Origin of the sequence: Pseudomonas sp. FG1 (assembly GCF_034313875.1) — a bacterium.
Lineage (GTDB): Bacteria > Pseudomonadota > Gammaproteobacteria > Pseudomonadales > Pseudomonadaceae > Aquipseudomonas > Aquipseudomonas veronii.
Genome location: NZ_JAVIWP010000001.1, coordinates 5,441,885 through 5,467,778 on the forward strand (window position 1 = coordinate 5,441,885; position 25,894 = coordinate 5,467,778).

Sequence of the window (25,894 nt, forward strand, 5' to 3'; positions counted from 1 at the left end):
GCGGGCAAGCCCCCTCCCACACTAGACCGCGTTCTCATGCACAACTCGGTCAACTGTGGGAGGGGGCTTGCCGCGACGGCAGGCGACGCGGTGTTACTGCCCGCCGCGCATCAGCTCTTTAGGCACATACTTGCCGATCTCGAACTTGCCGATCGCCGCACGGTGGACTTCGTCCGGGCCATCGGCCAGGCGCAGGGTGCGTTGCATGGCGTACATGTAGGCCAACGGGAAGTCGTTGGAGACGCCGGCGCCGCCATGGATCTGGATCGCGCGGTCGATCACCTTCAACGCCACGTTCGGCGCCACCACCTTGATCTGGGCGATTTCGCTTTTCGCCACTTTGTTACCCACGGTGTCCATCATGTAGGCGGCTTTCAGGGTCAGCAGGCGTGCCATGTCGATTTCCATGCGCGAGTCGGCGATCTTGTCGATATTGCCGCCCAGGCGCGCCAACGGTTTGCCGAACGCGGTGCGGCTGATCGCGCGTTTGCACATCAGTTCCAACGCACGCTCGGCCATGCCGATGGAGCGCATGCAGTGGTGAATGCGGCCAGGGCCAAGACGCCCCTGAGCAATTTCAAAACCGCGGCCTTCACCCAGCAGGACGTTTTCATACGGCACGCGCACGTTGTCGAACAGCACTTCGGCGTGGCCGTGGGGCGCATCGTCGTAACCGAACACCGGCAGCGGGCGCACGATTTTCACGCCGGGGGCGTCCACCGGCACCAGGATCATCGAGTGCTGCTGGTGGCGCGGCGCATCGGGATTGCTCAGGCCCATGAAGATCAGGATCTTGCAACGCGGGTCGCAGGCGCCGGAGGTCCACCATTTTTTGCCGTTGATCACCCACTCATCGCCCTGGCGCTCGGCGCGGGCGGCCATGTTGGTCGCGTCCGAGGAGGCCACGTCGGGCTCGGTCATGGCGAAAGCCGAGCGGATTTCACCGCGCAACAGCGGTTCGAGCCAGCGCTGTTTCTGTTCGGCGTTGGCGTAGCGCACCAGCACTTCCATGTTGCCGGTGTCCGGGGCGGAGCAATTGAACGGCTCCGGGCCCAGCAGCGAACGGCCCATGATTTCCGCCAGCGGCGCGTATTCAAGGTTGGTCAGGCCAGCGCCCAGTTCGGATTCGGGCAGGAACAGGTTCCACAGGCCTTCGGCTTTCGCCTTGGCTTTGAGCTCCTCCATGATCGCGGTGGGCTGCCAGCGGTCGCCTTCGCTGACCTGGCGTTCGAACACCGGTTCGGCCGGGTAAACGTAAGCGTCCATGAACGCAGTGACGCGTTCACGCAGTTCCTGAACCTTGGGCGAATAGGCGAAATCCATGAGCAGCTCCCTTCTTTGAGAGGTTGTTTAGGTCATGCAATCGATGCTAGAACAGCGTTGATAATTTACCTAGCCTATTCTCGGCGTGTATTAACATTCATCACCGATATATGATCGGGGCATGGCCACCTAACAATAAGAGCGCAACGAAATGAATCTGAGCAAGGTCGACCTCAACCTGTTTATCGTCTTTGACGCGATCTACACCGAAGCCAACCTGACCCGTGCCGGGCAGATTGTCGGCATCACCCAACCGGCGGTGTCCAACGCTCTGGCACGCCTGCGCGAGACCTTCAACGACCCGCTGTTCGTGCGGACCGCCCAAGGCATGGTGCCCACGCCGATGGCGCAGAACATCATCGGCCCGGTGCGCAACGCACTGTCATTGCTGCGCGTGTCGGTGCAGGAAAGCCGGATTTTCAACCCGCAACAGGCGGCCAAGACCTACCGCATCAGCATGACCGACTTGACCGAAGCGGTGATCCTGCCACTGCTGTTCCAGCGCTTGCGTCGCCTGGCGCCGACGGTGGTGATCGAGAGTTTCCTGTCCAAACGCCGCGAGACCACCAAGGAGCTGGCCGCCGGGCGCCTGGATTTTGCCGTCGACGCACCGCTCAACACCGACCCGCAGGTGCGTCACGTCAAGCTGATGGAAGACCGCTACGTGTGCGCCATGCGCAAGGGCCATCCGATGGCGGGCAAGGACAAGTTCACCCTGGACGATTACCTGTCGCTGACGCATATCCATATCTCCAGCCGCCGCAACGGCCTGGGCCATGTCGACCTGGCCCTGGGCAAGATGGGCATCCAGCGCAAGATCGCCCTGCGCTCCCAGCACTACCTGATGGCCTCGCAAGTGTTGCAACAGACCGACATGGTGATGACCGTGCCCGAGCGCTTCGCCCGCCGCCATGAACTGCACTGGTTCAACCTGCCGGTCAACGACGTGCCGCCGGTGGAAACCCACCTGTACTGGCACGAGAGCACCGACCAGGACCCGGCCAACCGCTGGATGCGCGAGCAAATGATCGAGTTGTGCCAGCAGGTCACGGCGCACGAGAAGAAACTCGACAAGCTGCAAGCCTGAACCTGTCGCCCTGTAGGAGCGAGCTTGCTCGCGAAAAACCCGAGGGCGCCTTTGGGTATCAGGGCTACCGCGTTAGCGTTGACGTTTTTCGCGAGCAAGCTCGCTCCTACAGGGATTGACGATCAACCTTGACGTTTACGTCAACCTGACATTAGCTTAGCGCCAAGACTTTCTTGAGCGCCTTCATGAGCACGACCTACAGCATTTCCGACCTCGCCCGCGAGCTCGACATCACCACCCGCGCCATTCGCTTCTATGAGGAACAAGGCCTGCTGGCCCCGGAACGCCGGGGTCAGGAACGCATCTACTCGGCGCGGGACAAGGTCAGCCTCAAGCTGATCCTGCGCGGCAAGCGCATCGGTTTTTCCCTGGCCGAATGCCGTGAACTGATCGAACTCTACGACCCCACCAGCGGCAACCATGTCCAACTCAACAGCATGCTGGTGAAAATCGCCGAGCGTCGCGAACAGTTGGAGCAGCAGTTACTGGACATCGAACAAATGAAGCTGGAACTGGACACCGCCGAAGAGCGCTGCACCCAGGCCCTGGCCGAAACCATCCAAGGCCAGGCTGGCCATTGATCATAAGGTAGTTGCCATGTCCCTCCCCTCCCACGTGCGCCTGGTCGAAGTCGGCCCGCGCGACGGTTTGCAGAATGAAGCCCAACCCATCAGCGTGGCCGACAAGGTGCAGTTGGTGGATGCCCTCAGTGCCGCGGGCCTGAGCTACATCGAAGTCGGCAGTTTTGTTTCGCCCAAATGGGTGCCGCAGATGGCCGGTTCCGCCGAAGTCTTTGCGCAGATCCAGCGCCAGCCCGGCGTAACCTACGGCGCACTGGCGCCAAACCTGCGCGGCTTTGAAGATGCGCTGGCCGCCGGGGTCAAGGAGGTCGCGGTGTTTGCTGCGGCGTCCGAGGCGTTTTCGCAGCGCAACATCAACTGCTCGATCAGCGAAAGCCTGGAGCGATTCGTGCCGATCATGGCGGCCGCCAAACAGCAGGGTGTCAGTGTGCGCGGCTATGTGTCCTGCGTGCTGGGTTGCCCTTACGAAGGCGCGGTCGCCCCGGAACAAGTGGCGGCGGTGGCCCGCGAGCTGTTTGCCATGGGCTGCTATGAAGTGTCCCTGGGCGACACCATCGGCACCGGCACCGCGGGAGCCACGCGCCGGCTGTTCGAGGTGGTGGGCGCGCACGTGCCACGGGACAAGTTGGCGGGGCACTTCCATGACACCTATGGGCAGGCCGTCGCCAACGTCTACGCCAGCCTGCTGGAAGGGATCAACGTGTTCGACAGCTCTATCGCCGGCCTCGGCGGTTGCCCATACGCCAAGGGCGCCAGCGGTAACGTCGCCACCGAAGATGTGGTGTACCTGCTCAACGGCCTCGGGATCGAGACCGGCATCGACCTGGAGCGATTGATTCTCGCGGGCCGGCAGATCAGCGACGTACTCGGCCGGCCCAGCGGCTCGCGCGTTGCCCGGGCGCGTAACGCCAGTTGAGTAGCTTAGCCGTGACAATGTGTTACCGCAGGCCGGCCGGACGAGTAACACGGGAACATATTTTCTTGTGTTTACCGTAGGACATTTCTCACAAAAAACTCAACTCATTGATTTTAAACGATTTTTAAAAGTTGGCACGGCTTCTGCTATCTCTATGGCATAACAAGAATAAAAAGCGCCAAACCTAATAAAAATAAGACGAAACGACTCTGACATAACAAAAACAACACGGCAGAGACGCAGCTAACAGATTTTTTTGGAGAAGATGTGCTTCGCAGGGTACGGCATGCCGAAACCCGCAACCGGATAGAGAAAAATAAAACTACCTCAGGTAGCTACCCACTGGTTGGATCGTGTACGAAGAAGCAGATCAGCGCTCAAAAAAATACGTTTGCTCTTGACCCTGGATGGGGTCGCCAAAAACAGCGGTAAAGGGTAACGGTTGCCAAAAACAACAATAGACCGCCCCTCAATAATAAAAAAAGAGCACGTAACAACAAATTAAAGGGGACCTTCGGGTCCCCTTTGTGCTGTCTGGGATTACGCAATTTAAACTGTGGGAGGGGCTTGCTCCCTCCCCCACAAGTTTTCAGCGAAACGACTAAGACTGCGTTCGCAGCTCTTCGATCGAGATCTCGCGCATGCGGAATTTCTGGATCTTGCCGGTGACCGTCATCGGGAATTCGTCCACGAACTTGAAATGCTTGGGCGTCTTGAAGTGCGCGATACGCCCCTTGCACCACGTGTGCAACTCCAGCGCGCTGGCCACATGCCCGGGGTGACACTTGACCCAGGCAACAATCTCTTCGCCATAACGCTCATCCGGAATACCAATGACCTGCACATCGGCCACCGCCGGGTGCGTGAAGAAAAACTCTTCCAACTCGCGCGGGTACACGTTCTCGCCACCGCGAATGATCATGTCCTTGTTGCGCCCGACGATGCACACGTAGCCGTGCTCGTCCATGGTCGCCAGGTCACCGGTATGCATCCAGCCGGCGTCGTCGATTGCGTCGCGGGTGCCGTCGGGGTTGTTCCAGTAACCGAGCATCACGCTGTAGCCACGGGTACACAGCTCACCGATCTCGCCACGCGCGACGGTGTGACCGGCGAGGTCGACGATCTTGCTTTCCAATTGCGGCTGGGTGCGGCCGACCGTGGTGACGCGGCGCTCCAGATCGTCATCGGGGCCGGTCTGCAGGGACACCGGGCTGGTTTCGGTCATACCGTAGGCAATCTGCACTTCGCTCATGTGCATTTCGCCGATGACCCGACGCATCACTTCGATCGGGCAGGTGGCACCGGCCATGATCCCGGTGCGCAGGCTGGACAGGTCGAACTCGCCGCGTTGCGGATGGTCGAGCATGGCGATAAACATGGTCGGCACGCCGTACAGGGCGCTGGCGCGTTCTTCGGCGACGGCGGCCAGGGTCAGCAGCGGGTCGAAGCCATCGTTCGGGTAAATCATGGTGGTGCCGTGGGTGATGCAGCCCAGGTTGCCCATCACCATGCCGAAACAGTGATACAGCGGCACGGGGATCACCAGGCGGTCCTGCGCGGTCAAGCCCAGGCTTTCGCCGACCATGTAGCCGTTGTTGAGGATATTGAGATGACTGAGGGTGGCGCCCTTGGGGAAGCCGGTGGTGCCGGAGGTGTACTGGATATTGACGGCCTGGTCGAAGTGCAGGCTGGCTTGGCGCGCGGTCAATCGCTCAGGCGGGATGCCCGCACCAAGGGCCGCCAGTTGCGACCAGGGCAAAAAGCCCGTGGGCGGGCGCGGCGCAAGGCTGATCACGCCGCGCAGGTCCGCCAGTTTTTCGCAGTTCAAGCGGCCGACGGGTTGCTCCGCCAGCTCGGGCAGCAGTTCCTGCAACATCGCGTGGTAATCGGAGGTCTTGAACGAACCGGCACACACCAGCCATTGGCAGCCGGATTGCTTGAGCACGTATTCCAGCTCAGTGCTGCGATAGGCCGGATTGATATTGACCAGGATCACCCCGAGCTTGGCGCTGGCCAGCTGGCTGATGCACCACTCGGCGCAGTTCGGCGCCCAGATGCCCAGGCGATCACCGCGCTGCAGGCCCAACGCCAGCAGCGCGCGGGCGTGCAGGTCGACGGTCTCGGCCAGTTGCCGCCAGGTGTAGCGGCGTTGCTGGTGACGCACCACCAAGGCTTCCCCATCGGGAGACTGCGCAACCGTGTGATCGAAGGCCTGACCGATCGTCATGGCCAACAAGGTCTTGTCCTGAGAGCCACGGCTGTAGCTCTGATTCGGTTGATCCATAACGACCCCTGTTGTCTTTTTTGTAGGTTGACGTAAACGTAAACTACGATTGACAGCGCCGCAACGCAAGCTTACGTTAACGTAAAGGTGAGCATCCCCTCCCCCGGTGCCGTCACCCCACAACAACAAAGCTCAATAAAGGTGCCTGTCCATGAGTTACCCCTCCCTGAACTTCGCCCTCGGCGAAACCATCGACATGCTGCGCGACCAAGTGCAGTCCTTCGTGGCCAAGGAGATTTCTCCGCGCGCGGCACAAATCGACATCGACAATCTGTTCCCCGCCGACCTGTGGCGCAAGTTCGGTGACATGGGCCTGCTGGGCATTACCGTGGCCGAAGAATACGGCGGTGCCGGCCTGGGCTACCTGGCCCATGTGGTGGCCATGGAAGAGATCAGCCGTGGTTCGGCGTCGGTGGCGTTGTCCTACGGCGCCCACTCCAACCTCTGCGTGAACCAGATCAACCGCAACGGCAGCCATGAACAGAAACTCAAGTACCTGCCGAAGCTGATCAGCGGCGAACACGTCGGCGCCCTGGCCATGAGCGAGCCGAATGCCGGCTCCGACGTGGTCTCGATGAAACTGCGCGCCGACAAGCGCGGCGATCACTACGTGCTCAACGGCAGCAAGACCTGGATCACCAACGGCCCCGACGCCAGCACCTACGTGATCTACGCCAAGACCGACCTGGACAAAGGCGCCCACGGCATCACGGCGTTCATCGTCGAGCGCGACTGGAAAGGCTTCAGCCGCAGTAACAAGTTCGACAAGCTCGGCATGCGCGGCTCCAACACCTGCGAGCTGTTCTTCGATGACGTGGAAGTGCCGGAGGACAACATCCTCGGCGTGCTCAACGGCGGCGTCAAAGTGCTGATGAGCGGCCTGGACTACGAACGCGTCGTACTGTCCGGCGGCCCGACCGGGATCATGCAAGCCTGCATGGACCTGATCGTGCCGTACATCCACGACCGCAAGCAGTTCGGCCAGAGCATCGGCGAATTCCAGCTGATCCAGGGCAAGGTCGCCGACATGTACACCCAACTCAACGCCAGCCGCGCCTACCTGTACGCGGTGGCCCAGGCCTGCGAGCGCGGCGAAACCACGCGCAAGGACGCGGCCGGGGTGATCCTCTACAGCGCCGAACGCGCCACGCAAATGGCCCTCGACGCGATCCAGATCCTGGGCGGCAATGGCTACATCAATGAATTCCCCGCTGGACGCCTGCTGCGCGACGCCAAGCTGTACGAAATCGGCGCCGGCACCAGTGAGATCCGGCGCATGTTGATCGGTCGCGAACTCTTCAACGAAACCCGCTGAAGGAGCGCGCCATGGCCACCTTGCACACCCTGCTCAACCCGCGTTCGGCGGAGTTCGCCGCCAACAGCGCGGCGATGCGCCAACAGGTCGACGCCCTGCACACCCTGCTCGCCCAGGTGCAGCAAGGCGGCGGCGCCAAGGCCCAGGAGCGCCACACCTCGCGCGGCAAACTGCTGCCGCGCGAGCGGATCAACCGCTTACTCGACCCGGGCTCGCCGTTCCTGGAACTCAGCCAACTGGCCGCCCATCAGGTGTATGGCGAAGACGTGCCGGCCGCCGGGGTGATTGTCGGGATCGGCTGCGTGGAAGGCGTCGAATGCATGATCGTCGCCAACGACGCCACGGTGAAAGGCGGCTCCTACTACCCGCTGACGGTCAAGAAACACCTGCGCGCGCAGACCATCGCCGAACAGAACCGCCTGCCATGCATCTACCTGGTGGATTCCGGCGGCGCTAACCTGCCGCGCCAGGATGAGGTCTTCCCCGACCGCGAGCACTTCGGGCGGATCTTCTTCAACCAGGCCAACATGAGCGCCCAGGGCATCCCGCAGATTGCGGTGGTGATGGGCTCGTGTACTGCCGGCGGCGCCTATGTGCCGGCGATGGCGGACGAAGCAATCATGGTGCGCCAGCAAGCCACCATCTTCCTCGCCGGCCCGCCGCTGGTGAAGGCCGCCACCGGCGAAGTGGTCAGCGCCGAAGACCTCGGCGGTGCCGACGTACACTGCAAGATCTCCGGCGTGGCCGACCACTATGCCGACAGCGATGAACACGCCCTGGCCCTGGCCCGGCGCAGCGTGGCCAACCTCAACTGGCGCAAACAAGGCCAGTTGCTGCAACGCACGCCAGTGGCGCCGCTGTACAGCGGCGAAGAGTTGTACGGCGTGATCCCGGCCGATGCCAAGCAGCCGTTCGACGTGCGCGAAGTGATTGCGCGGCTGGTGGACGGTTCGGTGTTCGATGAGTTCAAGGCGCTGTTCGGCACCACCCTGGTCTGCGGCTTTGCACACTTGCACGGCTACCCGATAGCGATCCTGGCCAACAACGGGATTCTGTTCGCCGAAGCCGCGCAAAAAGGCGCGCACTTTATCGAGCTTGCGTGTCAGCGCGGGATTCCGTTGCTGTTCCTGCAAAACATCACCGGTTTTATGGTCGGCCAGAAGTACGAGGCCGGCGGTATCGCCAAGCACGGCGCCAAGCTGGTCACGGCGGTGGCCTGCGCCAAGGTGCCGAAATTCACCGTGATCATCGGCGGCAGTTTTGGCGCGGGTAACTACGGCATGTGCGGCCGCGCCTACGACCCGCGGTTTTTGTGGATGTGGCCCAACGCGCGCATCGGCGTGATGGGCGCCGAACAGGCGGCCGGCGTGTTGGTGCAGGTCAAGCGCGAGCAGGCCGAACGCGCCGGCAACGGCTTCAGCGCGCAAGAGGAAGCGGCGATCAAACAGCCGATCCTCGACCAGTACGAAACCCAGGGCCACCCGTATTACTCCAGCGCACGCCTGTGGGATGACGGCGTCATCGACCCGTTGCAGACCCGCGACGTGCTGGCCCTGGCCCTGTCTGCCGCACTGAACGCCCCCATCGAGCCGAGCCGCTTCGGCGTGTTCCGCATGTAAATGGAGCTGTACCCCATGAACGATTTCAACACCCTCGAACTGATCACCGACAGCCGTGGTTTCGCCACGCTGTGGCTCAGTCGCGAAGCCAAGCACAACGCCTTCAACGCCGAGATGATCCGCGAACTGATCATCGCCCTCGACCAGGTGCAGGGCAATGCGGCGCTACGCTTTCTGGTCCTGCGCGGGCGCGGCAAACACTTCAGCGCCGGCGCCGACCTGGCCTGGATGCAACAGTCGGCCGAACTGGATTACGCCACCAACCTCGACGACGCCCGCGAACTGGCGGAGCTGATGTACAACCTGGCCAAGCTGAAAATCCCGACGCTGGCGGTGGTGCAAGGCGCGGCCTACGGTGGCGCGCTGGGCCTGATCAGTTGCTGCGACATGGCGATCGGGGCCGATGACGCGCAGTTCTGCCTGTCCGAAGTACGCATCGGTTTGGCGCCTGCGGTGATCAGCCCGTTTGTGGTGCAAGCCATCGGGGAACGCGCGGCGCGTCGTTATGCGCTCACGGCCGAACGTTTTGGCGGCGAACGCGCGCGCGACATCGGCCTGCTGGCGGAAAGCTATCCGGCCGAAACCCTGGATCAACAGGTCGACCACTGGATTGCCAACCTCCTGCAAAACAGCCCGGCAGCGATGCGTGCAAGCAAGGATCTGCTGCGCGAAGTCGGTAACGGCGCCCTCACCCCGGCGCTGCGGCGCTATTGCGAAAATGCCATCGCCCGGATCCGCGTCAGCGCCGAAGGCCAGGAAGGTTTACGCGCATTCCTGCAAAAACGCCCGCCCAGCTGGCAGTCGCAGGAGCCACGCTCATGAGCACACTGACCACGATACTGGTGGCCAACCGTGGCGAAATTGCCTGCCGCGTGATGCGTACCGCCAAGGCGATGGGGTTGACCACCGTGGCGGTCCACAGCGCCACCGATCGCGATGCGCGCCATAGCCGCGAAGCCGATATCCGCGTCGACCTGGGCGGCAGCAAAGCGACCGACAGTTACCTGCAAATCGACAAACTGATCGCCGCCGCCCAGGCCAGCGGCGCCCAGGCGATTCATCCGGGCTACGGCTTCCTTTCCGAAAACGCCGGTTTTGCCCGCGCCGTCGAGGCGGCCGGGTTGATCTTTCTCGGCCCGCCCGCCTCGGCAATCGACGCCATGGGCAGCAAATCCGCCGCCAAGTCACTGATGGAAACCGCCGGCGTGCCGCTGGTGCCGGGCTACCACGGCGAAGCTCAGGATCTGGATACCTTCCGCGCCGCCTGCGCGCGCATCGGCTACCCGGTGCTGCTCAAGGCCACGGCCGGTGGCGGCGGCAAGGGCATGAAAGTGGTCGAGGACGTCAGTCAACTGGCCGAAGCCCTGGCTTCCGCCCAGCGTGAGGCGCTGTCGTCCTTCGGTAACGCGCAGATGCTGGTGGAGAAGTACTTGCTCAAGCCACGCCATGTGGAGATCCAGGTATTTGCCGATCAGCAGGGGCACTGCCTGTACCTCAACGAGCGCGATTGTTCGATCCAGCGGCGCCACCAAAAAGTCGTCGAGGAAGCCCCGGCGCCCGGCTTGAGCGCCGACCAGCGCCGGGCGATGGGTGAAGCCGCGGTGCGTGCGGCCCAGGCCATCGGTTATGTGGGCGCGGGCACGGTGGAGTTTTTGCTGGATGCCCGTGGCGAGTTTTTCTTTATGGAGATGAACACGCGGCTGCAAGTGGAGCACCCGGTGACCGAGGCGATTACCGGCCTCGACCTGGTGGCCTGGCAGATTCGCGTGGCCCAGGGCGAAGCGCTGCCGATCACCCAGGCGCAGGTGCCGTTGATCGGCCATGCGATCGAGGTGCGCTTGTATGCCGAAGACCCGGCCAATGATTTCCTCCCCGCGACCGGCCACCTGACGCTGTACCGCGAATCCGCACCCGGCCCGGGCCGCCGCGTGGACAGCGGCGTCGAGCAAGGCGACAGCGTTTCGCCCTTCTACGACCCGATGCTCGGCAAGCTGATTGCCTGGGGCGAAGACCGCGAACAAGCGCGGCTGCGGCTGTTGAGCATGCTCGACGAGTTCGCCGTCGGCGGGCTCAAGACCAACCTGGGCTTTGTGCGACGTATCATCGCCCATCCGGCGTTTGCCGCCGCCGAGCTGGATACCGGCTTTATTCCGCGCTATCAGGACGAACTGCTGCCGCTGCCCGGAGCATTGAGCGACGAATTCTGGCAGGCCGCGGGTTCGGCCTTCATGCAGAGTCTGCCGACCGGCGACGGACCGTGGGCAGACACCCGCGGCTTTCGCGCAGGGCTGCCCGCCGAAGTCTCGCTGCACTTGAGCTGCAACGGCCAGGATCGCCTGGTGACGTTGGCGCAACACACGCCGCGACTGCAAGGCGAACAGCTGCTGATCGACCATCAGGGCGTGCGCCGTGCCCATCTGGCCGTGCGTAGCGCAGGCACGCTGTTCCTGCGCTGGGAGGGCGACATACATGCCGTCAGCCTGTTCGATCCGATTGCGGCAGTCGAAGCCAACCAATCCCACCAAGGCGGCCTCACCGCACCGATGAACGGCAGCATCGTGCGGGTACTGGTGGACATCGGCCAGACCGTCGAAGCCGGCACTCAGTTGGTGGTGCTGGAAGCGATGAAGATGGAACACAGCATCCGCGCGCCCCAGGCCGGCGTGGTCAAGGCACTGTTCTGCCAGGAAGGCGAAATGGTTGCCGAAGGTTGCGCGCTGGTCGAGCTTGAACCAGCGGACTAGAACTTCGCCGTGGCCTGCACGACGACGCCGAGGATGCGGCAATCGCCGCTGAACAGGCGCTTGGGGTAAGTCGGATTGAGCGGTACCAGGTACAGCTGGCCGCTCTCTTCGCGCAACTGGCGGAAGGTCGCCTGCGGGCTGTGCGCCCACTGCGCGACCACCAGCTTGCCGGGTTCGGCGTCGATGGCCGGGTCCACCAGGATCATCATCCCGGCACCGATGCTCAGGCCACTGGGCGCGGTCATCGCGTCGCCGACCACGGGCAGCCAGTAAGCCTCGCCCCGGGCATGGTAGTCCGTCAGTTCGAAGCGCGCCGCGCCGTAGGCCGGGCGCTCTTCGCGAAGTTCGCACACGCCTTTCCAATCGCTGACCGGGTAGCGGAAGTACGGGTTGTAGTGTGGTGGCCCAACCGGCAGCGCATCGGCCTTGCGACGAATATCCAGCGCGACTTCCAGGGAGCCCAGCCCCAGCGCTTCCAGCACCCGGTTCATATCCGCCAGGCTTGGCACCCGGCGCTTGTTCAGCCAATGCCCGACACCGCCCTGGGACATGCCCAGGCGTTCGGCCAGTTCATCCTGCGTGACCTTGCGGTCTTTCATGTTGGCCCTGACCAACGCGATCCATTTATCCATGGGGCCTGACAATACGTCGCGTATTTTTCAGGGCAATAAACAGTTTGTAGTAATCCATAAAACGACATAAATACGATACGTACTATCATCGGGTATCAGCGTTTCGACACCCAACCCGAGTACCGCCCTATGACGACAAGCCCGTATCGCCTGCCCTGCGAACCCGAATCCCATGAGCTGCTCGACATGCGCAGCAGCGGCGCCGCCCAACGTGCGCTGGATTACTATTTGAAAGAAGAGATGTGCGCCTCGGCCCCGAACGACGCCTTCTTCAGCATCAAGCCCGGCGTCAGCCCGGAGGAAGCCCTGGTGCATGCCTCGGACCTGTTGCGCAGCGCGGCTGCCACAGCCTACGAATCGGCGAGCAGCCATCAAGGCAACCAGCGTGACCTGGCATTTTCAGTGGTGTATTTGATTGATATGGCGAAGGCGATGGTGGAGCGATCGTTGCAGGCGCCGCAGACTCAGGACGGTGCATGAGCCACGCGAAAGAAAAATATTTCTATCCCACGGATAAAAACATTTGACTTGCAAATGATAATGATTATTATTGGACCAAGCTGATCGCGAGATCAGTCGATAGACCAAGGGACCTTAGGTCGGACTCTTGGAATATCTCCTCATCAGGCTAATCACGGTTTTTGACCCGGCTCTTTGGCCGGGTCTTTTTTTTGCCAGCGTCTCTGGCTTTGCTTCAGGCTAATGAAGACTGTGTGTTGCTTGATGGCACGCATGATAGCAAAAGACCATCGTCAAAAGAAAGTCGGGCGACCGCTCTGGCTCAGACCTTTGCGAAATAGCACTTGAGAATCAATCTCATAAATTCTAAGCTGCTGCGGCGTCAAGGATGACGCCCCCTCCTCCCGCAACAATTTTGCATCCGGATTTTGCCCGGCCTCTGTGTAAGATAACCGCCACAACACTCATACTCAGGCAGCCAGACTATGACCGTGGCCTTGACCTCCATCAAAATCAGCACCAACTTCGACAGCGGCAACATCCAGGTTCTGGATGCCAGCGATGCCTATCACTTGTTGCTGGCAATCAAACCCGATACCCGCAGTCACCATTTCCAATGGTTCCATTTCAAGGCCGAAGGCATGCACGTGGGCCACACCCACACCTTCCGCCTGAGCAATGCCGGGCAATCGTCCTATAAACACGCCTGGAGCGGCTACAACGCCGTGGCGTCGTATGACCACGTCAATTGGTTTCGGGTGCCTACGCGTTTCGACGGCGAAACCCTGCACATCAGTCTCGAAACCCGTGAGAAACACGCCTGGTTTGCCTACTTCGAACCCTACAGTCGCGAACGCCACGACTGGCTCATCGACCAGGCGCTGAACCATGCGGGTACCCGCTTGCTGGCCACCGGTAAAAGTGTCGAAGGCCGCGATATCCAACTGTTGCGCCGTGGCAAAGGTGGTGAAGGCCGGCGCAAGGTGTGGATCATCGCCCAGCAGCACCCCGGCGAGCACATGGCCGAATGGTTTATGGAAGGCATCATCGAACGCCTGCAGCAGGACGGTGACGCCGAGCTGAAAAAGCTGTTGGCCGTCGCCGACCTGTACCTGGTGCCGAACATGAACCCCGACGGCGCGTTTCACGGCCACCTGCGCACCAACGCCATGGGCCAGGACCTCAATCGCGCCTGGCAGAGCGCCAGCCAGGAGATCAGCCCGGAAGTGCTGTTCGTCCAGACGCAAATGGAAAAGTATGGCGTCGACCTGTTCCTCGACATCCACGGTGACGAGGAAATCCCCTACGTATTCGCCGCCGCCTGCGAAGGCAACCCCGGCTACACCCCGCGTATCGAAGCCCTGGAAAAGCACTTTCGCAGCCACCTGAGCGCCTTGACCCGTGACTTCCAGACCACCCACGGCTACACCCGCGACCTGCCGGGCGAAGCCAATATGACCCTGGCCTGCAATGCCGTCGGTGAGAAGTACGACTGCCTGTCGCTGACCCTGGAGATGCCCTTCAAGGACAACGACGACGCGCCCAACCCGAACACCGGCTGGTCGGGCAAACGCTCGATGCAGTTGGGCAAGGATGTGTTGAGCAGCGTGGCCGATATCGTCGGCCTGTTGCGCTGAATGTGGCGAGCGTGCTCGCCACACGGATCAAGCGCGGGCCTCAGTCCTGGGTGCCCGTCATGCTCTGCAGCACGCCGTCACGGCGAATCAACCCATGGAACAGCGCCGCCGCCAGGTGCAACAACACCGTGAAAAACAGCACGTAGGCAAGATAGCCATGGGCCTTGCGCAGCACCGCGAACAGCGGTGCGTTGGCCGACACCAGCGCCGGCAGTTGCACCGAATGGCTGAGCATCACCGGGTCGCCCGCCGCCGAAATCATCGCCCAACCGAGCAGCGGCAACACCAGCATCAAGGCATACAGCAGCCAATGGGAAGCCTTGGCCGCCAACACTTGCCATCGCGGCAAATCGCTAGGCAACGGCGGTTGGCGCGTGAAAAAACGCACCGCCAAACGCACGATCACCAACGCCAGGATCGCGATACCCAGCGGCTTGTGCAGGAGGATCAACCATTCATGCCGTTCGGAAACCGACGCTGCCAGGCCCGCGCCGATGAACAGCATGGCGATGATCATCAGCGCCATCAGCCAGTGCAGCAGGCGCGCCAGGGGGGCGAAAAACCGTGGTTGGGCATTCATGGCTTCGACTCCTGAGGGGGGCGGTGCAACGGGCTGACTTCTGCGGCGCGGCGCAGGTAGGAACTGGCGTAGGCGGCCGAACGCGCAGCCAACAGCGGGTCATTCGAAGCCTCGATGCCGCTTGGCAGAATCAGCGGATCGAAGTTGATGTCGCGGCAATCGCCGTCTGCTTGCGCTTGGCTGCTTTGCAGCACCAGGGTGCCGGCGTTGAGTATTTTGTGCTCACCGATCCAGGGTTTGCTTGCATCGTCGAGCGGATCGCCGGGGTTGGCCAGGGTCAGGTTCAACTGCCAACGCAGCGGTCCTGAAGCCAGACGTTGCACCAGGTCTTTTTCCAGGAAGTCACTGCCGGCTGGCGCGGTATCGCCCACAGCATCCTGGCTTTGCGCGACAACCGCCCAACGCACGGCCTGGCGCTTGCCATCGGCGCCCACCAGGAAAAACGCGTTGATACCGTTGTAGGTTTCCGTCGCATAGCTGGCGGATGGCTTGGCCGTCTTGACCCACGCCAGGAACGGCGCAGCCTCGGGATGGGCCGCAAAGAACGCCGGCATATTCGCCGGGTTGGGCTTGCCGGTGGCCGGATCGGGCGCGCCGGCCTTGAGCAGTTGGTAGAACGCCTCGGGGGTGCCCACCGGAAACACCGGCATGCTGTTCATCCCGGTGCGCCACTGCTGGCCGTTGGCCTGGCTGAATTGCACGGCAAAACTGCGGATCGGCACACTGCTGTCCGGCGCGTAGGGGTTACCGCTGGGCAAGGCAAACCGGCCGATCAATGGGGTCCTGGCCGCATTGAATACCTGGGCACTGGAGTAGGCACGCGCCTCGGCGCTGCTCTCGAAGTACCCCGCGACACACATGCCCTTGGCATGGTTGCGCCGAAACCCCGGGTGGATGCCGTTATTGGTTTCCAGGGCATTGACCAGGGTTTTGGGCTGCAGGCGTTGTGGGTCGAAGGTGCCGTTGACGTAGGCAAACGCCCCGGCGACAGCCGCTACCACGCCACCGATACACGCCAGCCTGATCGCCAGGCTGGCCGTGCTGAGTGGCGGACGGGGCGGTGATGAGTGATCTACCATGAAAAGCTCCAGGGCACATGGCCAAGGGGAAATTGAGCTATGAGACGAATCCCATGTAGGTTTATTCCTCCTTCACTGTAGTTTTTTTTCAGAGCAGCCCAACGCCGAGTCCTTGGCCCTCCTACACCCGATTGAACGCGGCCGGTCGTTTGTCGAGAAACGCCTGCATGCCCTCCTGCTGATCGGGCGTGGCGAACAGACTGTGGAACAGTCGACGTTCCAGCCGCACGCCCTCGTGCAGCCCGAGCTGCAGGGATTGCTCGACCGCCTCGCGCGCCGCCCGGGTGGCCAGGCGAGAAAAACCGGCGATTTGCGCGGCCACTGCCAGCGTCTGCTCCAGCAAGCTCGCCGCCGGATAGACCCGCGACACCAACCCGGCCTGTTCAGCCTCGTGAGCCGTCATCGGCCGCCCGGTCAGCACCAGATCCATGGTCTTGGCCTTGCCGATCAAGCCTGTCAGACGTTGGGTCGCCCCCATGCCAGGGATCACGCCGAGCTTGATCTCCGGCTGGGCAAAGGTGGCGCTATCGGCGGCAAAGATCATGTCGCACATCAGCGCCAGTTCGCACCCTCCGCCGAAGGCGTAACCGTTGACGGCGGCGATGGTCGGCGTGCGCAGGCGGGTAAATGCCTCCCAGCCGACGAAGTAATCCTCGTTGAGCATGTCCTGATAGGTCTTGCCGCTCATCTCCTTGATATCGGCTCCGGCGGCAAAATACTGCGCACCGCCGGTAATGACAAAACACCCGACCTGGGGGTCCTGGTCCAGGGCCTCCAGACAGGAAACCAGCTCGGTCATCAGCGCCGAGTTCAGCGCATTCTTGACCTGGGGACGATTGAGCCTGACCAGGACCACCCGACCCTGACGCTCGATCACTACATTCATAGGCACCTCCATTGATTGATATCGTTTAATGAACACATGCGCTTCACGAATCCCAGATCGCGCCATAGGCGGGTATCCCCCGGGCTTCCAGCTCTTGCACGACCTGCCGCGTCAGTCGTTGGTTGGCGATACAGATCACAGCCTCCGCGCCACAGGCTTGCACCGCGCCGTAGGCCAACTGCACCAGGTCAGGTTTGCCGCGCTCATCGGTGTCCCAGATCAACGCGTCGGGCTGGGCACGCAGGATCTCGTCGACCCATTCGTCGCCGTAGGTCTTGCGCGGGCTGCGGGTCGACCAGATCAGCTGGATCGGCAGCCGCGCCGCGAGTAAATGCGGCATGACCGGGCCGATCCCGCTGCCGGTGGCGACGTACACCACCGACTTGAACAGGGTTTCCACATGGGCCACGCCAGCGGTGGTGATGCCCTTGACCCACACATGGCGCGGCAGGTCCTCGATAAACCGCCCCGTCCAATCCCCGGCGCGGGAAATGGTCAGCCGAAACCCGGTTTGGCCCGGTGTGGGGATGTTGGCAAACGAGTGCCACTCCAACAGCGGATGTCGGCTGATCGCGGTCGACGAACCGGCGAATGGCGTGGTGTGGGTAAAGCGCGTAATCACCGCATGCCCGGAAGGCCGCGTGTGCTCAACGGCGACCTTGCGCAGCCGCAGCCAGGGCAGCGCGATGCTCAGCGTCAACAGCACCAGCATCCAGAACGCGCCACTGTGCAGCAGGCTCGCACCGCGTTCGACGGACGCCAGCAAGGTCTGCGCCCAAAACAACAGCAACGCGGCCCACCCCGCAAACCGATGAACCCGCTCGAAGCCATTGTGAAATCGCCCCCGGATGCGCGGTTGCGCCATGCCCACCATCAACAGCAACACGCCGAGCAGCGTCACGCCAAGCCACAACCCAGCGGACGAAACGCTGCCCGGCCGCTGCAGATAGTCCGTGGCCTGCACACCGACCCACCCCGCGAACCAGCCCGTGGCCGCCAGGGCCGCGCCACTGTGCAGCCCGCCGACGTGGTACACCTTGGCCGCGCTGCGCCGCACACGCAGCGGCCAGGTGACGGGGATGCGCGTCGCCAGCCAGAACAACGCATTGATCAGGTATTGCTGGCGAATCAGGATGGCCAGCGACAGGTTGATCAGCACCAGCGCCGACAACGTCTGGGCGCTGACGCCCTGCAGGCCGACGCCCAGCACCGCAAACGCCAGGTTGCTGAGCAACACCAGCGCTGCCAGGCGGTTGTAGTAGGAAAACACCGGCAACGCCGTCCAGCGCCGCCAGAGCGCCGGTTTGGGCGGCACCACGGTTTGACTCAGGGCATCAAGCATGGCCGGGCTCCTGCACCGCGAACGCCTGCATGGCCACCCATCTTTCACGCGCCCGTTGCAGCAACAGCGCCTTGTCGATCTTGCCGCGGGCGGTCAGTGGAAAATGCTCCACTGCGTCGATCAGCGCCGGCACGCAGTAGTAGGCCAGGCGCTGCTCGCATTGGCGTCGGCAGGACGCCACGTCGGCGCTGGCCGGCGAAACAAAGGCGACCAAGGTGCGGCTGTCGAGTTTTAGCGTGACGGCCCGCGTGCAGCCATCGCCGGCTTCCAGGGCGCTGGACACCGCGTCCAGTTCCACCCGGAACCCTCGGACTTTCACTTGGTCATCGACGCGCCCCAGGTGCTCGAGTTGCCCGTCGGCCGTCCAGCGCCCCAGGTCGCGTGTGCGGAACATCATAGCGTCGCCGCCCACAAAGGGGTCCGGACGGTACCGTTCGTGGGTCAATGCGCGGTTGTTCAGGTAGCCCGCCGTTACCCCGGCGCCGCCCGCCCACATTTCCCCGGCTTGCCCCGCCTCACAGGGGTAGCCCTGTTCGTCGAGCACGTACACGCTGTTGTTGGGGGTCGGCTGGCCGATGGTCAATGGGGTGCCAGGTACATGCCGATGCAGCGTATTGACGATGGTGGTTTCGGTGGGGCCGCAGCCGTTGTAGAACGTGCAATGCGCCGCCCAACGCTCGGCCAGGGCCTGGGAACAGGGTTCTCCGGCGACCGCGACCACCTGGAGATCGGGGCACTGCCGAGGATCGAGGCCGGCCAGGATCGAAGGGGTTGCGATCAACACATGGCACTGTGCAGCGGTCTGCGCAATGGCTTTGCCGCGAATCAGCAACGTCGCGCCATGGGCCAGGCAGCCGAGTATTTCCCAGGCCGCCATGTCGAAGCCGATATTGAGGATCTGCCCGACGTTGCGGCCCGGCGCCATGCCCATCCGCCCAGGCTGCGTCAACAGGATGTTGCATACGTTACGGTGACTGACACACACGCCGTTGGGGCGCCCCGTGGTGCCGGACGTGAACAGCACGAAACACAGGTCATGGGTGTCGACGACGGCGCCCACCGGCTTATTGTCCTGGGCGATCCAGGGTACTTCGGCCAGGAACGTGTCCAGGCACAAGCTGCGATGGGCGGCGTCTGACGGGATGCGATCCGCCAGGTGCGACAGGGTCAGGATCAGCGGGCTGGTCAATGACTCGAGGACCATGGCCAGTTGCAGGGGCGGGACGATTCTGGCGTCCTGCGGCACATACGCGGCGCCGACCTTCAACACGGCCAACAGGCCCACCAGCATGGGGATCGAACGCTCGACGAACAGCGCCACAGTGTCGCCGCGTTTGACGCCCTGCTCGATCAAGCCCGCGGCCAAACGATTGGCTTGGCGGTTGAGTTGTTCATAACTGATGCGCTGCCCCGCACACACTGCCGCCGTCGCATGCGGCGCCAGCGCCGCTTGCGCTTCGATGGCGTGGTGGATACAGGCGGCGCTCGGCGGGGTCGATGGGCCAAAGCCCCATTGTTCAACCAAGGCGCGCTGCAGGACAGGCAGAGGCGCCAGCATGGGCGGGGAAAAAAGCGGTTTTTCGGTCGGTGAAAACATCATGGATACACCCTCATCGGTTGACTGCCGAAAAATGGCTGGCAGGTATGAGGGTGGATTGAGGTACGAGCCCGCGATTACAGGCGCTCAGGCTTTACAGAAACTTCTCACCGACACGCGTAAAGTTTCTTTTCATCGCGAGTGGAATAACCTACGGGGAGCAGCGTCTACCTGCACACAACCGGTTAGACTCGACTCCCCATGCATGAACTCGACGAACAGTTACGTGAACTCATCCCCAGGCTGCGGCGCTTTGCCCTGTCCCTGAGCCGTAACGCCAGCAGCGCCGACGACCTGGTGCAATCGACCCTGGAACGGGCGATCACCCGCTGGGCCGACAAAACCGTCGACGGCGACCTGCGCGCCTGGCTGTTCTCGATCCTCTACCGGCAGTTCCTCGATGCCCATCGGCGCACCCGGCGTTATGCGCGCATGCTCGAGTTCTTCACCGGCCGCGACGATGTGCAGCCGTCGGTCGAACGCACGGTAATCGCCCAGTCGACCCTGCAAGCCTTCGACCGGCTCAACAGCGAACAGCGCGCCCTGCTGTTGTGGGTGTCGGTCGAAGGCTTGAGCTACAAGGAAGTCGCGCAGATTCTCGACGTGCCCATCGGCACTGTGATGTCGCGTCTGTCCAGGGCGCGCCAAGCCCTGCGTCAACTCAGCGATGGCGAAATGACCAGCCCTTCCCTGCGGATACTCAAATGATCAGCCTGCCCCCCAGCGAACGCGATTTGCATGCCTATGTCGACCAGCAACTGCCGGAGAGCGATCGACGCGTGCTGGAAACCTACTTGGCCGCCCACCCCGAGGTCGCCGCCCAGGTGCATGCCTGGCAGCAGGACGCGCACGTATTGCGCGCCGCCTTGAGTGGCGCGTTGCAGCAGCCGGCCAACCCGGCCCTGGACCCGGCGCTGATCCGCCAGCGCATCAAGCAGCAGTCGCGCCGCCATTTCGCCACGGCGGCGGTGCTGCTGATGGCGGTCAGCCTCGGCGGCCTGGGTGGCTGGCAGGCGCGCGAAGCCACGCAACCGCCCATGCTGCCCATGGCCGATGCCATGCAGGCTTACCGCCTGTTTGCCCAGGACGGCGTGCTGCCCGCCGACTATCACGCCCAGGGCAACGCCACGATGCAAACCTGGCTCGACCGCTATTTCAACCAGGCCCAGCGTCTGCCCGACTTGAGCCAGGCGGGTTTCACCGCCGTCAGCGGGCGCTTGCTCAGCACCGAACAAGGCGCGGCGGCGATGGTGCTGTACGAGGATCGGCAAGGCCGGCACATCAGTTTCTACATCCGCCCGCCGGGCCCGGAAAATAACTTCCTGCCCCGCGGCAGCCGCAGCGCCGATGGTTTGCTCGCCGAGTACTGGTCCGGCGGCGGGTACAACTACGCAATGGTCAGCCCGCAGGGGCTGCCGACCACGCCGCTGCTGCAGTTCTGAAGCCCACGCCCCGTAAAGGCCATGCGTTTTCGAGATGGCTGGCGGCGCGCTTCGCTATTGGTCAAATCCCGATTGTCGCCCTAAAGTGAGCGACCACCGCACACAGAGTGACTCCCCTTGGCGCCGCGTTCCCTGATCCGTCGTTTGCTCGGTAAAAAACACCCCACCCACGACGACTCACCCATCCCCACCTTCTTTCAGACCAAGGCCGAGCAGCACGGCTATACCCTCAGCGCCGCACAGGCCCGGGCGATTGCGGCGATGGCGCGCGAGACCCACCACCTGCTCGCCGGCCAGCCCACCCGCAGCCTGTATTTGCACGGGCCGGTGGGGCGCGGCAAAAGTTGGCTGCTGGACGGGTTTTTCCAGGCATTGCCGATCGCCGAAAAACAACGCGTGCATTTCCATGATTTTTTCGCCCGCCTGCACCGGGGCATGTTCGCCCACCGTCAGCACCACGATGCGCTGGCCGTGACCCTGGATGCGCTGCTGGATGGCTGCCGCGTGCTGTGTTTCGACGAATTCCATGTCCACGATATCGGCGATGCGATGCTGATCAACCGCCTGTTCAAGGCGTTGTTCCAACGTCGCGTCCTGGTGCTGGTGACGTCCAATTATCCACCGCAAGGGCTGTTGCCCAACCCGCTGTACCACGAGCGATTCAAGCCGGTGATCGACCTGATCGCAGCGCGCATGGACGTGCTGGAAGTCAGCTCGCCCAAGGACTTTCGCAGCCTGCCCCAGGCCCATGCCGAACAGCGCTTCAGCAGCGGTCGGTACGTGTGGCCGGGTACACCGGCGCAGCGAACCGCGCTCGGGCTGCCGGCCACGGATTGCCCGGCGCAGGCGCTGACGGTCGGCAACCGCCAGTTGCGCTGCCGCAGCCAGCAGGCACGGCGCATCGCCTTCACCTTCCATGACCTCTGCGAACAACTCACGGCGGTGATGGATTACCTGCTGCTGTGCCAGGACTTCGACGAGTGGATCATCGACGGGCTGCCGCACCTGGCAGACTGCCCGATCGCCGTGCAACAGCGCTTTATCAACCTGGTGGACGTGCTCTACGACCAGGATAAACAGCTGATCCTGATCGGCGCGCACCCGCTGGAGCAGGCCTTGAGCGGCCAGGCCATCGATCTGGCGCGCACCGCCAGTCGCCTGAACCAATTGCAGGCGGTCCGCCCGCAACACACGCCCGACCCGGTATCATGAGCGCCTTTTTACGCCCCCTTGCCGAGTGACCGCGCCGTTCATGAATACCCTCGTCCAACTCAAGGCCGGCCAATTGGCCGGCATCCAGCGCCTGGACCTGTCCTGTGGGCTGACCGAATTCCCCCGGGAAATCTTCGAACTGGCCGACTCCCTGGAAATCCTCAACCTCAGCGGCAACGCCCTGAGCAGCCTGCCCGACGACCTGCATCGCCTGCCGCACCTGCGCGTGCTGTTCTGCTCGGACAACGCCTTTACCGAACTGCCGGCCTGCCTGGGCCAATGCGCAAAGCTGAGCATGATCGGCTTCAAGGCCAACCGCATCCGCCACGTGCCGGCCGCCGCGTTGCCGCCGCTGTTGCGCTGGTTGATCCTCACCGATAACTGCATCAGCCAACTGCCCGACGAATTGGGCGAGCGGCCGCTGCTGCAAAAACTGATGCTGGCCGGCAACCACCTGGCGCACCTGCCGCCAAGCCTGGCCAATTGTCACAACCTGGAGCTGATCCGCATCGCCTCCAACCGCCTCACCGGCTTGCCCGATTGGCTCCTGGCGCTGCCCAGCCTGACCTGGCTGGCCTACGCCGGCAACCCGGTGGAAATGGCGGCGGACGTGGCCGCCGACGATGCGACGCCCGACATTCCATGGTCGGCGCTGGAACTGGCCGAGGTGCTCGGGGAAGGCGCCTCCGGGGTGATCCGCAAGGCACTCTGGCAGCCCTCGGCCAAGCCGGTGGCGGTCAAGCTGTACAAAGGCAGCATCACCAGCGACGGCTCACCGCTGCACGAAATGCAGGCATGCATTGCCGCCGGGTTGCACCCCAACCTGATCAAGGTGGAAGGCCGCGTGGTTGGCCACCCCGACGACCAGGCCGCGCTGGTGATGGACCTGATCGAGCCGAGCTACCGCAACCTCGCCGCCCTGCCGAGCCTGGCGTCCTGCACCCGCGACATCTACGAACCGGCTACCCGCTTCAGCCTCGCGGTGGCATTGCGCATGGCTCGCGGCATCGCCTCGGTGGGCGCGCACCTGCACCGCCATGGCATCACCCATGGCGACCTGTACGGCCACAATATTCTGTGGAACGCGGCGGGCGACTGCTTGCTCGGGGATTTCGGCGCGGCGTCGTTCCATGCCACCGCCGACACCCTGGAAACCCGGGCACTGCAACGCATTGAAGTGCGTGCGTTCGGAGTGTTGCTCGGGGAGTTGTTGCAGCGGATCGACGTAGGCTTGAGCGACACCACACGCCAGATCCTGGAAGGCTTGCAGGCGCGCTGCTGTCAGCCCGAAGTGCTGGCGCGGCCGGGCTTCGAGGAAGTCGAAGCGCTGCTGCAATCTATTCCACAGCACTGAACCCAATGTGGGAGGGGGCTTGCCCCGATGGCTGTGGCCCATTCAACATTGTCGTTGACTGACACACCGCTATCGGGGCAAGCCCCCTCCCACAGTTTTGAGCGCGTTTATTCAGGCATGGATCAGCCGGCCAGGCCGACGAACATATCCTGCACGTCATCGTGGTTGTCCAGGCCTTCGAGGAAGGCTTCGACTTCAGCCATCTGCTCGTCGGTCAACCCCGTCACCGGGTTCTTCGCGATATAGCCCAGTTTGGCCGACAGCACGGTAAAACCCTGCTCCGGCAGCGCTTTCTGCACGGCGTCGAGGTCGGTGGTTTCGGTGATGAACAGGGTGGTGCCCTCTTCTTCGCCCTCTTCGAAATCCTGGGCGCCGGCTTCAATGGCCGCCATTTCAGGATCGGCGTCCGGGCTGTCCGGCGCGGCTTCGATCAGGCCGACGTGGTTGAAGTCCCAGGCCACGGAGCCGGAAGCGCCCAGTTGGCCCTTGCGGAACGCCACGCGGATTTCCGCCACGGTGCGGTTGATGTTGTCGGTCACGCACTCAACGATCAGCGGCACCTGATGCGGGGCGAACCCTTCGTAGGTCACGCGGTGGTACTGCACGGTTTCCCCGAGCAGACCGGCGCCTTTCTTGATGGCACGGTCCAGGGTTTCCTTGGGCATCGAGGCTTTTTTGGCCTGCTCCACCACCAGACGCAAGTGGGCGTTGGTCGCGGTGTCGGCACCGTTACGGGCAGCGATGGTGATCTCTTTCACCAGTTTGCCGAAGATCTTGCCCTTGGCATTGGCTGCCGCTTCTTTATGTTTGACTTTCCACTGTGCGCCCATGACTTGCTCTCTTCCTCATGCATCGCGCCGAGACGTCTACTGGCCGGCGCTTTGGGGGCAGAGTTTATAGGGCAAAAACGCAACGTTCCACCAAAAAACCTTCACGGCGCCAGCTCGAAAAACGCCTGAATCAAACGCAGCGACCGACGGCGCTCCATGCACCCCAACATGTGTCGGTTGAGCAGCCCCTGCCCGTGGATCGGCAGCGCACGCACGCGTGGGTCCGGGCTGACCTCCATCGAGGACACCACGCCAACCCCCAACTCGGCGGCAACGGCTTCGGTCACCGCTTCACGGCTGTCCAGCTCCAGCAGCACTTTCGGCTGCACCCCGGCGCCGAGGCAGGCGTGATCGAAGGTGCGCCGGGTAATGGAGCCCGGCTCGCGCAGCACCATGATTACCTCGTGCAATTGCTCCAACTGAATGCCCTGGGCCAGCGTCGCCCACGGGTGGCTGGCCGGCACCAACGCGCAGATCCGCGATTCGCCCAGCGCCTGCAAGTGCAGGCCGTTGCGTGGTTCGACTTCGGTGAGCACCGCCACATCCGCATGCTCGGACAGCAGCGCCGCCAGGGTTTCCTGGGCATTGCCCAGGCGCAGGTTCACGGTGATCCCTGGGTAGCGCGCGCGCAGGCTGGCGATCATCGGCATCACCAGGTGCGGTCCGTCCGCCGCCACTTCGAGGCGCCCGCTGAGCAACTGCCGATTGGCCTCCAGCAGGGCCTGGGCTTCGTCCACCAGGCCAAAGATCGCCCGGGTGATCGCTGCCAGGCGTGTCCCCTCTTCGGTCAACTCGACGCGCCGCGCAGTGCGGCGCAACAAGGGGATCTGGTAGTGCTCTTCAAGGGCCTTGATGTGCCCGGTCACCGCCGGCTGGCTGATGAACAACCGCGCCGCCGCGCGGGTAAAGCTGCCCTCACGGGCCACTGCATCGAATGCGCGCAGTTGGAACAAGTTCATGTTGAGTGACCTTTCT

Annotated in this window: 23 protein-coding genes; 13 read left to right on the top strand and 10 right to left on the bottom strand. The window is 63.0% G+C overall.

Annotation, left to right across the window (positions count from 1 at the left end; genetic code table 11):
- Positions 1–93: 93 nt before the first annotated feature.
- Entirely contained in the window at positions 94–1,323 is a 1,230-nt protein-coding gene (locus RGV59_RS24790) for an acyl-CoA dehydrogenase (RefSeq protein ID WP_017848107.1), read from the bottom strand.
- A gap of 151 nt (positions 1,324–1,474) precedes the next feature.
- On the opposite strand from RGV59_RS24790, the gene RGV59_RS24795 reads away from it, so the two are divergent.
- The 3 genes from RGV59_RS24795 (at position 1,475) to RGV59_RS24805 (ending at position 3,907) form a co-directional block, all read left to right on the top strand.
- Positions 1,475–2,410: a LysR family transcriptional regulator gene (locus RGV59_RS24795; protein WP_017848108.1), complete on the top strand. Its 936-nt coding sequence runs from the start codon at positions 1,475–1,477 to the stop codon at positions 2,408–2,410.
- A 185-nt stretch (positions 2,411–2,595) separates the two neighbouring features.
- The gene (locus RGV59_RS24800; RefSeq protein WP_017848109.1) at positions 2,596–2,991 is read left to right on the top strand and encodes a MerR family transcriptional regulator; all 396 of its coding nucleotides are present in this window, start codon (positions 2,596–2,598) and stop codon (positions 2,989–2,991) included.
- A gap of 16 nt (positions 2,992–3,007) precedes the next feature.
- The gene (locus tag RGV59_RS24805; RefSeq protein ID WP_057004446.1) at positions 3,008–3,907 is read left to right on the top strand and encodes a hydroxymethylglutaryl-CoA lyase; all 900 of its coding nucleotides are present in this window, start codon (positions 3,008–3,010) and stop codon (positions 3,905–3,907) included.
- Between the two features lie 601 nt (positions 3,908–4,508).
- Here the strand turns inward: RGV59_RS24805 and RGV59_RS24810 are convergent.
- The gene (locus tag RGV59_RS24810) at positions 4,509–6,191 is read right to left on the bottom strand and encodes an AMP-binding protein (protein WP_126585743.1); all 1,683 of its coding nucleotides are present in this window, start codon (positions 6,189–6,191) and stop codon (positions 4,509–4,511) included.
- A gap of 151 nt (positions 6,192–6,342) precedes the next feature.
- Between RGV59_RS24810 and RGV59_RS24815 the strand changes: the two genes are divergently transcribed.
- Genes RGV59_RS24815 through RGV59_RS24830 form a run of 4 tightly spaced genes read left to right on the top strand, consistent with a single transcriptional unit; the run spans position 6,343 to position 11,869 of the window.
- Positions 6,343–7,506 carry an isovaleryl-CoA dehydrogenase gene (locus tag RGV59_RS24815; protein ID WP_057004448.1) on the top strand — a complete coding sequence of 388 codons (1,164 nt, stop codon included), beginning with the start codon at positions 6,343–6,345 and terminating at the stop codon, positions 7,504–7,506.
- An 11-nt stretch (positions 7,507–7,517) separates the two neighbouring features.
- Positions 7,518–9,125 (top strand): carboxyl transferase domain-containing protein, encoded by a 1,608-nt coding sequence (locus tag RGV59_RS24820; protein ID WP_046485391.1) that lies wholly within the window; start codon positions 7,518–7,520, stop codon positions 9,123–9,125.
- Between the two features lie 15 nt (positions 9,126–9,140).
- Positions 9,141–9,947 carry a gamma-carboxygeranoyl-CoA hydratase gene (locus RGV59_RS24825; RefSeq protein ID WP_046485393.1) on the top strand — a complete coding sequence of 269 codons (807 nt, stop codon included), beginning with the start codon at positions 9,141–9,143 and terminating at the stop codon, positions 9,945–9,947.
- A complete protein-coding gene (locus tag RGV59_RS24830) occupies positions 9,944–11,869 on the top strand; it encodes an acetyl/propionyl/methylcrotonyl-CoA carboxylase subunit alpha (RefSeq protein WP_126585744.1) in 1,926 nt (641 codons plus the stop codon). Before RGV59_RS24825 ends, RGV59_RS24830 begins: the two co-directional genes overlap by 4 nt.
- Here RGV59_RS24830 and RGV59_RS24835 read toward each other — a convergent pair.
- A complete protein-coding gene (locus tag RGV59_RS24835) occupies positions 11,866–12,501 on the bottom strand; it encodes a LexA family protein (RefSeq protein ID WP_126585745.1) in 636 nt (211 codons plus the stop codon). The two genes, RGV59_RS24830 and RGV59_RS24835, sit on opposite strands and share 4 nt — an antisense overlap.
- Before the next feature lie 129 nt (positions 12,502–12,630).
- On the opposite strand from RGV59_RS24835, the gene RGV59_RS24840 reads away from it, so the two are divergent.
- A complete protein-coding gene (locus RGV59_RS24840; protein WP_126585746.1) occupies positions 12,631–12,981 on the top strand; it encodes a DUF6124 family protein in 351 nt (116 codons plus the stop codon).
- Between the two features lie 464 nt (positions 12,982–13,445).
- Positions 13,446–14,597 carry a M14-type cytosolic carboxypeptidase gene (locus RGV59_RS24845; RefSeq protein ID WP_046485401.1) on the top strand — a complete coding sequence of 384 codons (1,152 nt, stop codon included), beginning with the start codon at positions 13,446–13,448 and terminating at the stop codon, positions 14,595–14,597.
- Positions 14,598–14,637: 40 nt separating this feature from the next.
- Here RGV59_RS24845 and RGV59_RS24850 read toward each other — a convergent pair whose 3' ends face one another.
- The 5 genes from RGV59_RS24850 to RGV59_RS24870 form a co-directional block, all read right to left on the bottom strand.
- Entirely contained in the window at positions 14,638–15,177 is a 540-nt protein-coding gene (locus tag RGV59_RS24850) for a cytochrome b (protein WP_126585747.1), read from the bottom strand.
- Positions 15,174–16,256 (bottom strand): catalase family peroxidase, encoded by a 1,083-nt coding sequence (locus tag RGV59_RS24855; RefSeq protein ID WP_126585748.1) that lies wholly within the window; start codon positions 16,254–16,256, stop codon positions 15,174–15,176. The genes RGV59_RS24850 and RGV59_RS24855 overlap by 4 nt, the downstream gene beginning before the upstream one ends.
- A 121-nt stretch (positions 16,257–16,377) precedes the next feature.
- Entirely contained in the window at positions 16,378–17,142 is a 765-nt protein-coding gene (locus tag RGV59_RS24860; RefSeq protein WP_017848122.1) for an enoyl-CoA hydratase-related protein, read from the bottom strand.
- Between the two features lie 43 nt (positions 17,143–17,185).
- Entirely contained in the window at positions 17,186–18,484 is a 1,299-nt protein-coding gene (locus RGV59_RS24865) for a hypothetical protein (protein ID WP_102617256.1), read from the bottom strand.
- Positions 18,477–20,084 carry an amino acid adenylation domain-containing protein gene (locus tag RGV59_RS24870; protein ID WP_102617257.1) on the bottom strand — a complete coding sequence of 536 codons (1,608 nt, stop codon included), beginning with the start codon at positions 20,082–20,084 and terminating at the stop codon, positions 18,477–18,479. Before RGV59_RS24870 ends, RGV59_RS24865 begins: the two co-directional genes overlap by 8 nt.
- Before the next feature lie 198 nt (positions 20,085–20,282).
- On the opposite strand from RGV59_RS24870, the gene RGV59_RS24875 reads away from it, so the two are divergent.
- The 4 genes from RGV59_RS24875 (at position 20,283) to RGV59_RS24890 (ending at position 24,089) form a co-directional block, all read left to right on the top strand.
- Positions 20,283–20,789: a sigma-70 family RNA polymerase sigma factor gene (locus tag RGV59_RS24875; protein WP_046382864.1), complete on the top strand. Its 507-nt coding sequence runs from the start codon at positions 20,283–20,285 to the stop codon at positions 20,787–20,789.
- On the top strand, positions 20,786–21,523 hold the full coding sequence (locus RGV59_RS24880) for an anti-sigma factor family protein (protein ID WP_017848126.1): 738 nt from the start codon (positions 20,786–20,788) through the stop codon (positions 21,521–21,523). Before RGV59_RS24875 ends, RGV59_RS24880 begins: the two co-directional genes overlap by 4 nt.
- 117 nt (positions 21,524–21,640) lie before the next feature.
- Positions 21,641–22,735 carry a cell division protein ZapE gene (gene zapE, locus RGV59_RS24885; RefSeq protein ID WP_046485411.1) on the top strand — a complete coding sequence of 365 codons (1,095 nt, stop codon included), beginning with the start codon at positions 21,641–21,643 and terminating at the stop codon, positions 22,733–22,735.
- Between the two features lie 40 nt (positions 22,736–22,775).
- Positions 22,776–24,089, top strand: coding sequence for a leucine-rich repeat-containing protein kinase family protein (locus RGV59_RS24890; RefSeq protein WP_102617291.1), 1,314 nt, complete (start codon positions 22,776–22,778; stop codon positions 24,087–24,089).
- A 122-nt stretch (positions 24,090–24,211) separates the two neighbouring features.
- Here RGV59_RS24890 and RGV59_RS24895 read toward each other — a convergent pair whose 3' ends face one another.
- Positions 24,212–24,919, bottom strand: coding sequence for a YebC/PmpR family DNA-binding transcriptional regulator (locus RGV59_RS24895; RefSeq protein ID WP_017848129.1), 708 nt, complete (start codon positions 24,917–24,919; stop codon positions 24,212–24,214).
- Positions 24,920–25,020: 101 nt separating this feature from the next.
- Complete coding sequence (locus RGV59_RS24900) at positions 25,021–25,878, bottom strand: LysR substrate-binding domain-containing protein (RefSeq protein WP_017848130.1); 858 nt, start codon at positions 25,876–25,878, stop codon at positions 25,021–25,023.
- Positions 25,879–25,894: the final 16 nt, after the last annotated feature.

Coding starts and splice junctions, on each gene's coding strand:
- RGV59_RS24815 (WP_057004448.1), top strand. CDS start 6,343: ATGAGTTACCCCTCCCTGAACTTCGCCCTCGGCGAAACCATCGACATG.
- RGV59_RS24900 (WP_017848130.1), bottom strand. CDS start 25,878: ATGAACTTGTTCCAACTGCGCGCATTCGATGCAGTGGCCCGTGAGGGC.
- RGV59_RS24875 (WP_046382864.1), top strand. CDS start 20,283: ATGCATGAACTCGACGAACAGTTACGTGAACTCATCCCCAGGCTGCGG.
- RGV59_RS24855 (WP_126585748.1), bottom strand. CDS start 16,256: ATGGTAGATCACTCATCACCGCCCCGTCCGCCACTCAGCACGGCCAGC.
- RGV59_RS24860 (WP_017848122.1), bottom strand. CDS start 17,142: ATGAATGTAGTGATCGAGCGTCAGGGTCGGGTGGTCCTGGTCAGGCTC.
- RGV59_RS24790 (WP_017848107.1), bottom strand. CDS start 1,323: ATGGATTTCGCCTATTCGCCCAAGGTTCAGGAACTGCGTGAACGCGTC.
- RGV59_RS24880 (WP_017848126.1), top strand. CDS start 20,786: ATGATCAGCCTGCCCCCCAGCGAACGCGATTTGCATGCCTATGTCGAC.
- RGV59_RS24850 (WP_126585747.1), bottom strand. CDS start 15,177: ATGAATGCCCAACCACGGTTTTTCGCCCCCCTGGCGCGCCTGCTGCAC.
- RGV59_RS24835 (WP_126585745.1), bottom strand. CDS start 12,501: ATGGATAAATGGATCGCGTTGGTCAGGGCCAACATGAAAGACCGCAAG.
- RGV59_RS24830 (WP_126585744.1), top strand. CDS start 9,944: ATGAGCACACTGACCACGATACTGGTGGCCAACCGTGGCGAAATTGCC.
- RGV59_RS24845 (WP_046485401.1), top strand. CDS start 13,446: ATGACCGTGGCCTTGACCTCCATCAAAATCAGCACCAACTTCGACAGC.
- RGV59_RS24800 (WP_017848109.1), top strand. CDS start 2,596: ATGAGCACGACCTACAGCATTTCCGACCTCGCCCGCGAGCTCGACATC.
- RGV59_RS24890 (WP_102617291.1), top strand. CDS start 22,776: ATGAATACCCTCGTCCAACTCAAGGCCGGCCAATTGGCCGGCATCCAG.
- RGV59_RS24825 (WP_046485393.1), top strand. CDS start 9,141: ATGAACGATTTCAACACCCTCGAACTGATCACCGACAGCCGTGGTTTC.
- RGV59_RS24895 (WP_017848129.1), bottom strand. CDS start 24,919: ATGGGCGCACAGTGGAAAGTCAAACATAAAGAAGCGGCAGCCAATGCC.
- RGV59_RS24810 (WP_126585743.1), bottom strand. CDS start 6,191: ATGGATCAACCGAATCAGAGCTACAGCCGTGGCTCTCAGGACAAGACC.
- RGV59_RS24805 (WP_057004446.1), top strand. CDS start 3,008: ATGTCCCTCCCCTCCCACGTGCGCCTGGTCGAAGTCGGCCCGCGCGAC.
- RGV59_RS24820 (WP_046485391.1), top strand. CDS start 7,518: ATGGCCACCTTGCACACCCTGCTCAACCCGCGTTCGGCGGAGTTCGCC.
- RGV59_RS24840 (WP_126585746.1), top strand. CDS start 12,631: ATGACGACAAGCCCGTATCGCCTGCCCTGCGAACCCGAATCCCATGAG.
- RGV59_RS24865 (WP_102617256.1), bottom strand. CDS start 18,484: ATGCTTGATGCCCTGAGTCAAACCGTGGTGCCGCCCAAACCGGCGCTC.
- RGV59_RS24795 (WP_017848108.1), top strand. CDS start 1,475: ATGAATCTGAGCAAGGTCGACCTCAACCTGTTTATCGTCTTTGACGCG.
- RGV59_RS24870 (WP_102617257.1), bottom strand. CDS start 20,084: ATGATGTTTTCACCGACCGAAAAACCGCTTTTTTCCCCGCCCATGCTG.